Source organism: Stenotrophomonas sp. GD04054, from assembly GCF_029836955.1.
GTDB classification, from domain to species: Bacteria; Pseudomonadota; Gammaproteobacteria; order Xanthomonadales; family Xanthomonadaceae; genus Stenotrophomonas; species Stenotrophomonas maltophilia_A.
The window spans coordinates 1-13,618 of sequence record NZ_JAOECR010000047.1 but is presented as its reverse complement, the minus strand read 5'-3'; the positions used below and the strand labels follow the sequence as shown (position 1 = coordinate 13,618).

Here is a 13,618-nt window from a genome sequence, read left to right as displayed (position 1 = left end):
CCAAGGTTGGCATCTACCAGAGCAAGTGCAGGTGGGAGCGCAGCTTGGATTTACCCCGGCGGGTGCTGCGTCGGCGGGCTCTGCGCCAGTTCCACCCGAGGCCGGGGCAGGTCATGCAGCTGCATGAAGCGCGCCGCATCCACCGGGCGGCCGAGCAGGTAGCCCTGCAGGTAATCGCAGCCCAGCCGCTCCAGGTAGGCGCGCTGCGCGGCGGTTTCCACGCCTTCGGCCACGATGTCCATGTCCAGCGCGTGGCCCAGCGCCACGATCGCCGAGACGATCACCACGTCCTCGGCGCTGTGCTCCAGATCGCGCACGAAGGCGTGGTCGATCTTGATTTCGGTGGCCGGCAGCCGCTTGAGGTACAGCAGGCTGGAATAGCCGGTGCCGAAGTCATCGATGGAGATGCCCACGCCCAGTGCCGAGAGCGCCTGCAGCAGGCGCAGGCTGGTATCGGTATCGCGCATCACCGTGCTTTCGGTGATCTCCAGCACCAGGTGGCGTGGGGCAATGTCGTAGCGTTCGATCACTTCACGCACATCCTGCAGCAGGTGCGGCGAACTGAACTGCACCGGCGACAGGTTCACCGACATCGACCAGCCCTCGTGGCCGGCATCGTGCCAGCGGCGCAGCTGCTGGCAGGCCTGGTCCAGCGCCCAGCGCCCGATCTCATTGATCGCACCGCTGCGTTCGGCCAGCCGGATGAAGCGGTCCGGCGGGATCAGGCCATGCTCCGGATGGCGCCAGCGGATCAGCGCTTCGGCACCGGCCACCTTCTGCGTGGCTACCTGGATCTTCGGCTGGTAGTGCAGGAACAGCTGCTCGCTGCCGATGGCCCGGCGCAGGTCGGCCAGCAGCCGGAACTGTTGTTCGGCGCTGTCATTCATCCAGTCGGCGAACAGCACGAAGGCGTTGCGTCCGGATTCCTTGGCCTGGTACATCGCTGCATCGGCAAAGGCCATCAGCTGCCGCTCGCTGGCAGCGTGATCCGGACAGATCGCCACGCCGATGCTGGCGGTCACCTGCAGTTCGTTGTCGGCCAGCAACGGCCCGCTGCCGACCGCCTGCAGGATGCGCCGGGCCAGGGTCGGCAGGTCCTCGTCGTGCTCGATGCGCACCACCAGCACGAACTCGTCGCCGCCCAGCCGCGCCAGCATGTCGTTGGGCCGAAGCAGCTGGCGCGTGCGTTCGGCCACCGCAACCAACAGTGCATCGCCGGCCTGGTGGCCATAGGCATCGTTGACCTGCTTGAAGCCATCCAGGTCCATGAACATCACCGCGAAGCGGCTGCCGCCCTGTTCGGCCTCGGCCAGCGCCTGCACGATGCGCCGCTGCAGCAGCAGGCGGTTGGGCAGGCGGGTAAGCGGGTCGTGCAGTGCGGCCTGGGTCAGTTCCTGCTGTGCGTCGGTCAGCGAGGTACTCAACAGGGAATTGCGCAGGCGCAGCAGTTGCGCCTCCACCCGCTGGTCCAGCCAGGAGACCACCAGCACCACGGCCAGGATGGCGACGGTCAGCACCACCACCAGCATGGCCAGCCATTCGCTCTGCAGCCCATCGCCGACGGCTGCGCCGCAGATGCTGCCTTCCGGAAAGCGTGCGGCGGCCATGCCGGTGTAGTGCATGCCGACGATGGCCAGCCCGAGCAGGCCGGCAGCCGCGAGCCGGTCGCCGACACGGGTGCGCTGCGCGCGCAGGCGGAACGCCACGTACAGCGCCGTCCACGAGGCGGCCACCGCCACCATCAGCGAAAAAAGCAGCCAGCCCGGGTCGTAGTCGATGCCCGGCTGCATGCGCATTGCGGCCATGCCAACGTAATGCATGCCGGCAATGCCAGTGCCCATCAGCAGCGCGCCACCGGCCAACCGCGGGTGGGGCAGGGTACGCAGCGAAACCAGCCATAGCGCGAACACCGATGAGGCGATCGCCAATGCGAGGGAAAGCAGGGTGATGGGCAGGTCGTAGCCGAGCGGAATGGGCAGATCGAAGGCGAGCATGCCGATGAAGTGCATCGACCAGATGCCCAGGCCCATGGCGAAGCCACCACCGAGGCGCCACCACCACGCCGCGCCCTTGCCGGGTGCAGTGACCGTGCGCCCGGCCATCGCCAGCGCGGTGTACGAAGCCATCACGGCCACCAGCAGCGAGATCGCCACCAGCCACGGGTTGTACGTGCCTACCAGCATTCGTCAGTCTCCCGGACCTGCCTGTCGACGGAAACCACGGTGGGGCATGCATGAGGCAGGCCGACGCAGGGCGGCGGCCACGTGCGGCATCCCCCCGGTTGCCGCGCATTCACTCTAGCGCGCAGACCCGGGGGAAGGGCAAGCAGTAAAACGTGATGATCGGGTCAGTGTGTGACCGCGTCCGCAGCCTGGAAGGCGGCATCGAACAGGCGCTGTACCGGCGGGCCCATTTCCCCGGCCAGCAGGGCCAGCAGGAACAGGCCCAGCAGCAGTGAGACCGGCAGGCCCAGCTGGATCGGATTCAGTGCCGGGGCAGCACGCGCCAGCACGCCGAAGGCCAGGTTCACCGCCAGCATCGCCACGGTCAGTGGAATAGCCAGGGTCAGTGCGCCGCGCAGCACGGTCAGCAGGAAGGTCGGAGCGATGCTGAAGAAGGCGTGCGGGTCCGGCAGCGGGGCGCCGATCGGCAGCGCCCGGTAGCTGTCCACCACCAGCGAGATCAGCGCCAGATGGCCGTTGGCAGTGAAGAACAGCAGGCCGAACAGCAGATAGAACCACTGCCCGATCACGCCGGAGGTGCCGCCACGCAGTGGGTCACTCATCTGCGCGAAGGCCAGGCCGGTGCCCTGGGCGATCAGTTCGCCGGCCATCGCGCCGGCCTCGAACACCAGCCGAAGCAGGAAGCCGATGGATACGCCGATAGCCAGTTCACGGGCGATGGTCAGCACCGTGGCGGCATCGAAACCGGTCCAGTCCGGTACCGGCGGCAGCAGCGGCGCCAGCGCGATGGCCAGGGTGCCAGCAAGCACCACGCGCACCCGCGCGGGTACGGCACGGGTACCGACCATCGGCATGGCCATGGCCACTGCGCCGATGCGCAGCATGGTCCACAGCACGGTGCCGATCATGCCGAAGGCCTGCAGGCCGTCGGCAGCCATCTGGGTGGCGGCGTCCATCGAAGCGCGTGTCCTAGCCGATCAGGTGTGGAATGCGCTGGAACAGCAGCGTGGTGAACTCCACCAGGTGGCCGATCAGCAGGCTGCCCAGCGCGAACAGCACCGCGGTCAGCGCCGCCGCCTTGGCAACGAAGGCGATGGTCGGCTCATTGAGCTGGGTCGCGGCCTGCACCACGCCCACCACCACACCGACCACCAGCACGGTGAGCAGCAGCGGGCCGGCCACCCACAACACGGTGATCAGGCCGCCACGCAGTTCGGTCAGGGCAAGTTCGGGAGTCATTCGGGTTCCATCTGCTCATGTAGAGTCGAGCCGCGCTCGACTGTGCTTCTGTAGAGTCGAGCCATGCTCGACTGCCTCTCGATCACGCCGGATTGAAGCTCGCCGCCAAGGTACCGACGGTCAGCACCCAGCCATCCACCAGCACGAACAGCAGGATCTTGAACGGTGCCGACACCAGCATCGGCGACAGCATCATCATGCCCATCGACATCAGCACGCTGGCCACCACCAGGTCGATGATCACGAACGGGATGAAGATCAGGAAGCCGATTTCGAAGGCGGTCTTCAGCTCGCTGGTAACGAACGAGGCGACCAGCACCGGGAACGGGATCGCATCGGGGCTGGCGTAGGTGCCATGCCCGGCGATGCCGGCAAAGGTCATCAGGTCGGTCTCGCGGATCTGCGCCAGCATGAAGCCGCGCAGCGGCGTGGTGGTCAGCGTCCAGGCGGTCTGGAAGTCGATCTCGCCGTTGAGGTACGGCGCCATGCCGGTGCTCCAGGCCTTGTCCCAGGTCGGCAGCATGATCATTGCGGTGAGGAACAGGGCCAGGCCCAGCAGCACCTGGTTGGACGGCGTCTGCCCGGTACCCAGCGCCTGGCGCAGCAGGCCCAGCACGATGATGATGCGGGTGAACGAGGTCAGCACCAGCAGCATCGACGGGATCAGGGTGATCGCCGTCATCAGCAGCAGGGTCTGCAGCGGCAGGCTGACCGGTGCACCGCCGATCTTGCCGACATTGATGTCCGGCAGCGGCGTGGTCGGGGCACCGGGGGCGGCGAAGGCCAGCGCCGGCAACAGGCACAGGGCGAGCATCAGCAGCCACGGCATCAGGGTGGCAAGACGGGTACGGGTGACACGCATGTCAGGGATCCTTGCGCAGCCGCTGCTGCAGCAGCTGGGCGAAATTCGGCAGGTTCTTGAAGTCCGGCACGCGCACCGGCGCGGGCGGCGGCAGCGGTTCGGGCAGGGTGTGCAGGGTGTTGATGCCGCCAGCGGTGACGCCCAGCAGCAGCTGCTGGCCGTTGACCTCGACCACCACCACGCGCTCCTTGGCACCGACACTCAGGCTGGCCACCACCTTCATGCCGTCGGCCGGGCGGAAGCCGCTGCCGGGCAGGCGCTTGAGCAGCCAGCCGAGGCCGATGACCAGCGCCAGCACGGCCAGCAGCGCCAGCACCGCGCCGAACAGGCTCGGTGCGGCGGCCGCGTGCTGGCCGACCTGCGGACCGATCGGTGCGGCGGTCTTGCCGACCGCCAGCAGTGTGGAGGCCAGCAGGCTCAACGCAGTCTCCGGATCCGCTCGCTCGGGCTGACCACGTCGGTCAGGCGAACGCCGAAGCGGTCGTTGATCACCACCACCTCGCCGTGGGCGATCAGGGTGCCGTTGACGAACACATCCAGCGATTCGCCGGCGCCGCGTTCCAGTTCCACCACCGAGCCCTGGTTGAGCTGCAGCAGGTTGCGGATCGGCAGGCGGGCACGACCGACTTCCAGCGACAGCGTCACCGGTACGTCGAGGATCACGTCCAGGTTCAGGTCCGGGCCGTTCGCCTCATCGGCCTGCAGGCTGCTGAACTGGGCCGGAGTGGGTTCGAGGGCGTCGATATCGTTCATTGCGGGTCTTCCTGGATGACGGGTACGCGCGGGCGGGTGCCCGGCGGATGGGTAGCGGTGATCTTCACGGCGTTCATGCCGTTGGCGATGCCGAACTCGCCGGTGAACACCGGGATGTTCTCCACGCACACCGGCACCTGCGGGCTCAGCTCGATCGGCAGGATGTCGCCGACCTTCAGCTGGGTCAGGTCACGCAGGGTCATGCGCTTGCTGGCCAGTACGCTGGACAGGGTGACTTCGGCGATGTTGAGCTGTTCACGCAGGGTCTTGCCCCAGCTCTCGTCGCGGTCGTTGCGGTCGCTCTGGATGCCTGCGTCGAGCAGCTCGCGGATCGGTTCCAGCATCGAATACGGCAGGGTCACATGGATGTCGCCGCCACCGCCGTCGAGCTCGACGTGCAGCCGGCACACCACCACGTACTCGCGCGGCGTCACGATGTTGGCGAAGTGCGGGTTGATCTCCGAGTTGATGTATTCGAAGTCGACATCCATCACCGGTGCCCAGGCCTCGCGCAGGTCAGCGAAGGTCTGCTTCAGCAGCAGGTGGATCACCCGCATTTCGGTGGCGGTGAACTCGCGGCCTTCAATGCGGGTCGGGTAGCGCCCGTCGCCGCCAAAGAAGTTGTCGACGATGGCGAACACCAGGGTCGGTTCGAACACGATCAGGCCGGTACCGCGCAGCGGCTTGAAGCGGATCAGGTTCAGGTTGGTCGGCACATACAGCGAGTGCATGTAGTCGTTGAACTTGATCAGCTCGATGCCGCGCACCGACAGTTCGGCCGAACGGCGGATCAGGTTGAACAGGCCGATCCGCCACAGGCGCGCGAAGCGCTCGTGGACCATTTCCAGGGTCGGCATGCGACCGCGGATGATGCGGTCCTGGCTGGCGAAGTCGTACGAACGTGCTTCGCCTGACGGCGGTTCCGCATCGGTCTCGACCGCGCCACTGTCCACGCCGTGGAGCAGGGCATCGATCTCGTCCTGGGACAGCAGATCATTCATCGGTGGGCCCTTACTGGGTCACGAAGCTGGTGAACAGCAGATCGTCGGCGCCGTTGCTGCCGGTCTCGGCCTTGAGCACTTTCTGTACTTCGGCCAGCGAAGCGGCCTGCAGCTTCTGCTTTCCGGCGATGTCGGCGATCTGGTCGGGGCTGACCTGCGAGAACAGCATCAGCAGGCGTGCGCGAATGGCTGGGGCATGCGTCTTGATCGCTTCCAGTGCGGCTGGGTCGCGGGTCATCAGCTGCACTTCCAGCTGCAGGTAGCGCGGGCCGTCGACCGGGCCGTTGAGATTGACCACGAAGGCCGGGTCCAGCGCGAAGTACTGCGCCGGTGCCGGAGTGCTGGCCTTCTTCGGGGCCTGCGCGGTCTTCTCTTCGTGCTTGGACTGGGTGAAGAACCAGACGCCGCCACCGGCGGCAGCGGCGGCGAGCACGGCCACCAATGCGGTGATCAGCATCGGACTGCGCGGCTTGGCGGCCTTGTCCTTCTCGGCGGTCTTCTTGGTTTTGTCAGCGGCTGCGGCCACGGGGTGAAGCTCCTGAGGGTTGCTTCACCGGGATATGCAAGGGGTGTGCCGGAGCCGGGGCAGAGGGGTGCGACGGAATTCCGTCGGGGTGCCGGTGGGGCCGTACGGAGCACGCTCCGCACCCACCAACGCGATACTGGTAGGTGCCAACCATCCCGCTCTGGTGGGTGCCAACCGTCCCGCTCTGGTGGGTGCCAACCTTGGTTGGCACGCTTGTCAGGCGTACGCGTCCAGCAACCCGCGCTGGCGGATCAACTGCGCGGACGACACGCTGGCCTCGCCCGGCGACGGTTCTCCGTCACCCGCGATGCCGCCGCCACTGGCCTGGCCTGACGCATTGCCGTCACCACCGGGCGCCTGATGACCAACATCAGCATGAGCCAGCTGGAAGCCCTGCTCGCCGAGGAGTTCGCGCAGGCGCGGCAGGCTGCTTTCCAGTGCCTGGCGCACATCCACGTGTGGGCTGCTGAAGCTGGCATGCACCTTGTCGCCGTTCAACTGCAGGCGCACGTCGACCGGGCCCATGTCGTCCGGACTCAACCGGATGTGGGCGTGGCCGATCTTCTGGTCGGCCAGCCAGCCAAGGCGCGCGCCGACGGCCTGGTCGAAACCATCGTCACCGAGCACCGGCTTCGGAGTCGGCTCGCCATTGAAGATGGCGTTGCCGGTAGCGAGTGCGGCTTTCAGATCCTGCACAGCCGCGTTGCCCGGCGCATGCAGCAGCGGCGCTGCGGCACGGTCGCCGATGAGGGGTGCGTCGCTGCCTTCGCCACGCTCGTTGCGCTTGCCGGGCAGCACCAGTTCAGGCAACGGCAATGTGGCTGTCTGGTCGGTGCCGCTGCTGGTGGTGGACGATGTGGCAGCCGCCGCTGTGGATGGCAGGGCTGCGGCGGCCGGTAGTGCGGCGGGGGCGGGTAGTGCGTTGCCGTCTGCGTCGGTAGCCGTTGCAGCCATTGCTGGCAGAGCGGCGGCAGGATCGGCAGGCGCCGGTACCGCCAGCACCAGCCCAGCCAGGCCGAGTGGCGGCCACGGGGCTTCCTCGGTCGCGGCCGGGGTGTCCTTTTCGGCAACCGGCTTGGCCGGTGATGTGGGCACCGTGGCGGCGGTCTCTTCGGGGGCGGCAGCGCTGTCCGGCCTGCGCTCGGCGCCGGCCTGGCCAGTGCTGTCCGATGCCGGTCCCTGCGTGGACGGCATGGGCGAGTTCGAGGGTTTCGAGGGTGCATCGGCAGCCGGCGAGCCACCCTGCAGCAGTTGGCTGAACCCCTTGTTGCCATCACCGCGTGGTGCGCGGGGGGCGCTGCTGCCGGAATGCTGTGGCTGCGCGTTGGCGCTGCTGGCCAATGGCGCGGGCATCACGAGCGGCCTCCCTGCTCGGCGCCGTCCTGATCTTCGGCCTGTACCAGGCGGGCGCGACGCGCGCCAATGTCGTCCATCTCGCGCTGGTCGCGGCGGTCGGTCACCACCTTTTCCTGTGCGCGGTAGCTGGCGGCCAGCTGTTCCAGCACGGCCTTGTCACGGCTGGCCAGGATCAGGCGGGCGCGCTCGGCCTCTACCTTTTCGCGGTTGCCGTTGACCGTGGCCTGCTGCTGTTCGACCGCACTGTCCAGGCGATCAAGGAAGGCGCGGCGGTTCAGCAGCTGCGCCGGGCTGGTCGCTGCCATCTGCGCGTTCGCATATTCCTCGGCATAGCGGCGCAGTTCGTCCAGTCGCGATAGATGAGTATCGAGCACGCGCTGGCGTTCGGCCAGATCGCGGGCGACTGCGTCCTCGTGTTCCTGGGCCCGCTTGAGCAGGGGATCGATGCGCTTGGACTGGTTCATGGCTTAACTCTCTTGTTCCACCAGGCGCTGCAGTGCCGCCTGGCTGTGCGGGAGATCTGCGGCCTTGGCGACGTCCTGGCCGAGGAACTCCATGATTTCCGGCCAGCGTTCCAGGGCTTCGTCGGTGGCCGCGTCGTTGCCGCGCTGGTAGGCACCGATGGCGATCAGGTCGCGGTTGGCCGAATAGGCCGAGACCAGCCGCTTCAGCTTGCGGATGCGCAGGCGCCACGGTTCGTCGGCGATTTCCGTGACCACGCGGCTGACCGACGATTCAACGTCGATGGCCGGGTACAGGCCACTGTCGGCCACGCGCCGCGACAGCAGGATGTGGCCGTCGAGGATCGCGCGCGCTGCATCGGCGATTGGATCCTGCGGATCGTCGCCTTCGGTCAGCACCGTGTAGAACGCGGTGATCGAGCCACGGCCCTTGGCACCATTGCCGGCACGCTCGACCAGCGCCGGCAGCTTGGCGAACACCGACGGCGGATAGCCGCGGGTGGTCGGCGGTTCGCCCACCGACAGGCCGATCTCGCGCTGGGCCTGGGCGAAGCGGGTCAGCGAGTCCATCAGCAACAGCACGTTCAGGCCCTGGTCGCGGAACCATTCGGCGATGGCGGTAGCGCGATAGGCACCATGCAGGCGCGCCAGCGGCGGCCGGTCGGCGGGACTGGCCACCACCACGGCGCGGCGCAGGCCTTCCTCGCCCAGCGTGGTCTCGACGAAGTCGCGTACTTCGCGGCCACGTTCACCGATCAGGCCGACCACGATCACGTCGGCGGCGGTATAGCGGGTCATCATGCCCAGCAGCGTCGACTTGCCGACGCCGGAACCGGCGAACAGGCCGACACGCTGGCCGCGGCCGATCGGCAGCAGCGCGTTGATCGCGCGCACGCCCACGTCCAGCGGCTGGGTGATCGGTTCACGCGCCAGCGGATTGATCGACACGCCGGCCATGCCGACATGCCCTTCGGCGCGGATCGGGCCCTTGCCATCCAGCGGCACGCCGTCGCTGTCGATGACGCGGCCGAGCAGGCCTTCACCCACTTCCACGCCACCACGTCGCGCCGACGGTACCACCCGCGCATTGGGCAACAGGCCATGCAGCTCTGCGCTGGGCATCAGGTAGGTGCGCTCGCCGGCGAAGCCGACCACTTCGGCATCGACCCAGCCACCATCAACCACTTCCACCTTGCAGCTGGCGCCGAGGGGCGCCTCGCAGCCGACGGCTTCCAGGGTGAGCCCGACCGCACGGCGCAGCACGCCCTCGCGGATCAGGCCGCGGCCATGGGCGGTATCCACACGCAGGCCATCGAGGCGACGGGCCAGGCGCAGGTTGCGGGCCATGGCCCAGTCGGCCGGTGGCGGCGTCGGCTGCTGATCGGGGTTCATGCATTGGCTCCGGTCTGGCGGATCACCGCGTCCAGCGCGCCGCGCAGGCGGGCTTCCAGGGTGCCGTCGATGCGCACGGCTTCGGCGTGCACGCGAAGATCGCCGCGGCTGAGGCTGGTGTCTGGCACCAGGCGCTGTTGTGGCGGCAGGCTCAACAGCGGGGCGAGGGCGGCGATGTCGTCCGGGTGCAGTCGCACTTCCACTTCCCGGGTGCTGCCACCCACCGCGTCGATGGCCTCACCGACCAGCTGTGCCAGCAGTGCCGGGTCGGCTTCATAGGCGCGGCCGACCAGCGCACCGGCGATGCGTACCGCCAGCTCGCCCAGTGCGCCGACCACTTCGTTCTCCAGCCGCACCAGCGGTCGGCTGAAGTTGTCCAGGATGCCTTCAATCTGCGCGGCGAGGCGACGCACCTCCGCCTGGCCCTGGCCGTAGCCTTCGGTATGGCCGTGCTGGAAGCCTTCCTTCTCTGCGCTGTCCTGGATGGCCTGGATTTCCTCCAGGGTCGGCAGCTGCAGCGGCGGCTCCGGCTCGTGTTCCGGGTCCGGCTCGGTGAGTTCGAACGCATCCGCCTGATCCAGCACCGGTTCGGGCTGGGCCAGCAGGTCCGGGGCAAGCCAGCGCACGACGTTGCTCACAGCATGGCCTCCGCGCTGCCACCGATGGTGACCGTGCCTTCATCGGCCATGCGCTTGACGATGGCCAGGATCTCGCGCTGCGCGCCTTCCACGTCGGACAGGCGCACCGGGCCACGGGCTTCCATGTCTTCCAGCAGGATTTCGGCCGCGCGCTGCGACATGTTGCGGGTGATCTTGTCGCGCACCTTGATGTCGGCACCGCGCAGGGCCAGGCCCAGGCGCTCGCCGCTCACTTCGCGCAGCACCAGCTGCATTTCGCGGTCGTCGAGGTCGACCAGGTCGTCGAACACGAACATCAGGTCCTGGATGCGGTTGCTCAACGGCGCATCGATGCGGGCGATCTCGCCCAGAATCGCCTGGTCCTGGCCGCTGTCCATGAAGTTCAGGATGTTGGCCGCGCACTGCACGCCGCCAATGTTGGACGACTTCAGGTTCTGGTTGCCGGCGAACTGGCGCTCCATGATCTCGTTGAGTTCATTGAGTGCGTTCGGCGGAATGCCGTCGAGGGTGGCGATGCGCAGCAGCACGTCCACGCGGGTACGGTCGGGCAGCAGCTTCAGCGCGTCGGCGGCCTGGTCGGTTTCCAGGTGCGCCATCACGATGGCGATGATCTGCGGGTGCTCGTTGCGCACCAGGTCGGCCACCGCACGCGGGTCCATCCACTTCAGCGCGTCCAGGCCGGTGGTGTTGCGGCCGAGCAGGATGCGGTCGATCAGGTTCCCGGCCTTCTCGCTGCCCAGTGCCTGCACCAGCATGTTGCGGATGTAATCGTCCGAGCCCACGCCCAGCGAGGTCTTCGAGCCCAGCTCCTGGCCGAACTGGTCCATCACCCGTTCCACCTGTTCGCGGGTGATGTCGGTCATGGTGGCCATGGCGATGCCGATTTTCTGCACTTCCTTGGGTTCCATGTGACGCAGCACTTCGGCCGCATCCAGCTCACCCAGCGAAAGCAGCAGTACGGCGGCGCGCTGCACGCCAGTCAGTGCGGCCTCAGTCATTGGCCACCCAGCCCTTGACCACCTGGGCCACGCGCTTGGAGTCGGTCTTCACGGCTTCACGCGCCATCCGCAGTCGTTCCTCATATGAATCCACCGGCAGGGCCAGCGCATCCGGCCCGCCCAGGCTGGCCCGGTCGGCGCCCAGCGCCGGCAGTGGCATGCCATCGTCATCGACCAGCTGCACGTCCGCGGTATGCGGCTCCAGTGCCTGTTCGTCGTTCTTCTTGTTCTGGCCGGTGATCGCGCGCAGTGCAGGGCGCAGCACACCGAACAGCAATGCCAGCACCACCACGGCACCCAGCAGCATGCGACCGGCGTCGTGCACCCACGGCAGCTCCCACCATGCCGGGCCTTCGACCGGCGTGGTGTCACGCACGAACGGGGCATTCATCACCGACACGGTGTCGCCACGCTCTGCGTTGAAGCCGACGGCCTGCTTGACCAGCGCCTCGACGCGGGTCAGTTCGGCGGCCGACAGCGGCTGCGGGCTCATCTTGCCGTTGGCACCGGCGCGCGGGACGTTGTCCACCAGCACCGCCACCGAGACGCGCTTGATGCGGCCAGCCGGCTGGCGGGTGTGCTGCAGGGTGCGGTCCAGCTCGTAGTTGCGGGTCGCGTTCTTGCTGCTTTCGGTCGGGGCCTGCGCAGTGGCCGGTGCGGCCTGCTGGCCCGGCGGGCTGTTACTGGTCGCGCCCGGCACGCCCTGCGGGCCCGGGGTGCTGGTGGTGTTCTCGCTCATCTGCTCGCTGCGCAGCTTCTGCGGTTCACCGTTGTAGAGCTCACGGGCCTCCTCGGTTACCGAGAAGTCCATGTCCACGCTCACTTCCGGATTGACGCGGCCAGGGCCGGTCATCGGCTCCAGCAGCTCGCGGATGCGCTGGTTGAACGAGGTTTCCTGGCGGCGGACCTGCTCGAACTGGGCCGCATTGACCGCCGCTTCGCTGTTCGGGTCGGTGATGCTGAGCATGCGCCCGCTCTGGTCGACCACCGTCACCCGTTCCGGAGCGAGGTCCGGAATGCTGGCCGCGACCATGTGCACGATGGCGTCCACCTGGCTGCGTTCCAGCTGCTGGCCGCCACGCAGTTCCAGGGTGACCGAGGCGCTGGCCACGTCGCGCTGGCGGGTGAAGGCGCTGGGCTTGGGAATGGCCAGGTGCACGCGCGAATCGCGCACCGGGCGCAGCGTGTTGATGGTGCGCGACAGCTCGGTTTCCAGCGCGTGCTGGTAGCGTGCGCTTTCCACGAACTGGCTGACGCCGAAGCCCGGGTCGCGTTCCATCAGCTCGAAGCCGAGCTTGCCGCTGTCGGTCAGGCCGGAGCCGGCCAGCTTCAGGCGGGCGTCGTGCAGGTTCTTTTCCGGCACGGTGATGCCACCGGTGGCCGGGTCGAGCGCGAACGGGATCTGCGCGGCGCGCAGCAGGTCGGTCGCTTCAGCGGTGGCCTTCTGGTCCAGACCGGTATACAGCGGGACCATGCCGGGCTTCTGCGACCAGAAGAACACGAACAGCCCGGCCGCTACGGCCACGGCGATCATCGCCATCAGTCCGAGCCGACGGGTGATCTGCAGGCTTTGCAGCCGATCGAACCACTGGCCCGCCTTTTCGGCGTTCAGGGATTCCTTGGAGAGCGACAGGGCCATGCGGTTCTATCCTTACAGCGGCATGTTCATCACGTCCTGGTAGGCCTGGACGAGACGGTTGCGGACTTCCACGGTGGCGCGGAAGGCGATCTGGGACTGCTGCGAGGCGACCATGACCTTGGCGAGGTCGGCGCTGGGGTCGCCCATTTCGAAGGCTTTTGCCAGGGCGCCGGATTTCTGTTGCGCGTCGTTGACGCCGGCAATCGCACCACGCAGGGTTTCGGTGAAGCTGGCCGGCTGGGCCTGCGGTGCATCCAGCACCGTGCCCGGCAGGGCGTTGCTGCGCGGCGTTTCGCCCAGCGGGTTGAGCGCCGGCTGTCCCATCTGGGTCTGATAGGAGCGGATCTGCGAAAGGATCGACGTGACGGAGTGGGACATCTGCAACGGTTCCAGAAACAGGGATGGGGTTGTCTGCTGGAGCAGGTGCAAGTGCCGTGCCGAAACCGGTTTTCGATTCAGTGAAGTGAGGGTTTTGGGTGTGCTGGCAGGGCTGCGCCCTGCACCCGCAGAGGCCACGTCAACATCAACGTCAAAATCGGGCTATCCGTGGGGTGGCGGGGTGGGTCCGGT

The 13,618-nt window shown here is 67.6% G+C and carries 15 protein-coding genes; all 15 read right to left on the bottom strand.

Annotated elements, in window-relative coordinates; all coding sequences use genetic code 11:
• Positions 1-50 precede the first annotated feature (50 nt).
• On the bottom strand, positions 51-2,183 hold the full coding sequence (locus tag N7573_RS17800) for a bifunctional diguanylate cyclase/phosphodiesterase (RefSeq protein WP_121503205.1): 2,133 nt from the start codon (positions 2,181-2,183) through the stop codon (positions 51-53).
• Between the two features lie 164 nt (positions 2,184-2,347).
• Positions 2,348-3,139, bottom strand: coding sequence for a flagellar biosynthetic protein FliR (gene fliR / locus N7573_RS17795; protein WP_043395550.1), 792 nt, complete (start codon positions 3,137-3,139; stop codon positions 2,348-2,350).
• Between the two features lie 13 nt (positions 3,140-3,152).
• Positions 3,153-3,422, bottom strand: coding sequence for a flagellar biosynthetic protein FliQ (locus N7573_RS17790; RefSeq protein WP_012510965.1), 270 nt, complete (start codon positions 3,420-3,422; stop codon positions 3,153-3,155).
• A gap of 82 nt (positions 3,423-3,504) precedes the next feature.
• Positions 3,505-4,284, bottom strand: coding sequence for a flagellar type III secretion system pore protein FliP (gene fliP, locus N7573_RS17785; RefSeq protein ID WP_032129213.1), 780 nt, complete (start codon positions 4,282-4,284; stop codon positions 3,505-3,507).
• Position 4,285: 1 nt separating this feature from the next.
• Complete coding sequence (gene fliO, locus N7573_RS17780) at positions 4,286-4,705, bottom strand: flagellar biosynthetic protein FliO (RefSeq protein WP_080355366.1); 420 nt, start codon at positions 4,703-4,705, stop codon at positions 4,286-4,288.
• Positions 4,702-5,037, bottom strand: a complete 336-nt coding sequence (fliN, locus tag N7573_RS17775) for a flagellar motor switch protein FliN (protein WP_005409543.1) — start codon at positions 5,035-5,037, stop codon at positions 4,702-4,704. Before fliN ends, fliO begins: the two co-directional genes overlap by 4 nt.
• Positions 5,034-6,038, bottom strand: coding sequence for a flagellar motor switch protein FliM (gene fliM / locus N7573_RS17770; protein ID WP_279912535.1), 1,005 nt, complete (start codon positions 6,036-6,038; stop codon positions 5,034-5,036). The genes fliN and fliM overlap by 4 nt, the downstream gene beginning before the upstream one ends.
• A 10-nt stretch (positions 6,039-6,048) precedes the next feature.
• Positions 6,049-6,564 carry a flagellar basal body-associated FliL family protein gene (locus tag N7573_RS17765; RefSeq protein WP_279912534.1) on the bottom strand — a complete coding sequence of 172 codons (516 nt, stop codon included), beginning with the start codon at positions 6,562-6,564 and terminating at the stop codon, positions 6,049-6,051.
• Positions 6,565-6,780: 216 nt separating this feature from the next.
• Entirely contained in the window at positions 6,781-7,917 is a 1,137-nt protein-coding gene (locus N7573_RS17760; RefSeq protein ID WP_071229204.1) for a flagellar hook-length control protein FliK, read from the bottom strand.
• The gene (gene fliJ, locus N7573_RS17755) at positions 7,917-8,384 is read right to left on the bottom strand and encodes a flagellar export protein FliJ (protein ID WP_005416437.1); all 468 of its coding nucleotides are present in this window, start codon (positions 8,382-8,384) and stop codon (positions 7,917-7,919) included. Before fliJ ends, N7573_RS17760 begins: the two co-directional genes overlap by 1 nt.
• A gap of 3 nt (positions 8,385-8,387) precedes the next feature.
• On the bottom strand, positions 8,388-9,773 hold the full coding sequence (locus N7573_RS17750; RefSeq protein WP_032129207.1) for a FliI/YscN family ATPase: 1,386 nt from the start codon (positions 9,771-9,773) through the stop codon (positions 8,388-8,390).
• Positions 9,770-10,411, bottom strand: coding sequence for a FliH/SctL family protein (locus N7573_RS17745; protein WP_032129206.1), 642 nt, complete (start codon positions 10,409-10,411; stop codon positions 9,770-9,772). The genes N7573_RS17750 and N7573_RS17745 overlap by 4 nt, the downstream gene beginning before the upstream one ends.
• The gene (gene fliG / locus N7573_RS17740) at positions 10,408-11,394 is read right to left on the bottom strand and encodes a flagellar motor switch protein FliG (protein ID WP_024958226.1); all 987 of its coding nucleotides are present in this window, start codon (positions 11,392-11,394) and stop codon (positions 10,408-10,410) included. Before fliG ends, N7573_RS17745 begins: the two co-directional genes overlap by 4 nt.
• Before the next feature lie 7 nt (positions 11,395-11,401).
• Complete coding sequence (fliF, locus tag N7573_RS17735; protein WP_279912532.1) at positions 11,402-13,048, bottom strand: flagellar basal-body MS-ring/collar protein FliF; 1,647 nt, start codon at positions 13,046-13,048, stop codon at positions 11,402-11,404.
• Positions 13,049-13,060: 12 nt separating this feature from the next.
• On the bottom strand, positions 13,061-13,426 hold the full coding sequence (gene fliE, locus N7573_RS17730; protein ID WP_005409552.1) for a flagellar hook-basal body complex protein FliE: 366 nt from the start codon (positions 13,424-13,426) through the stop codon (positions 13,061-13,063).
• Positions 13,427-13,618: the final 192 nt, after the last annotated feature.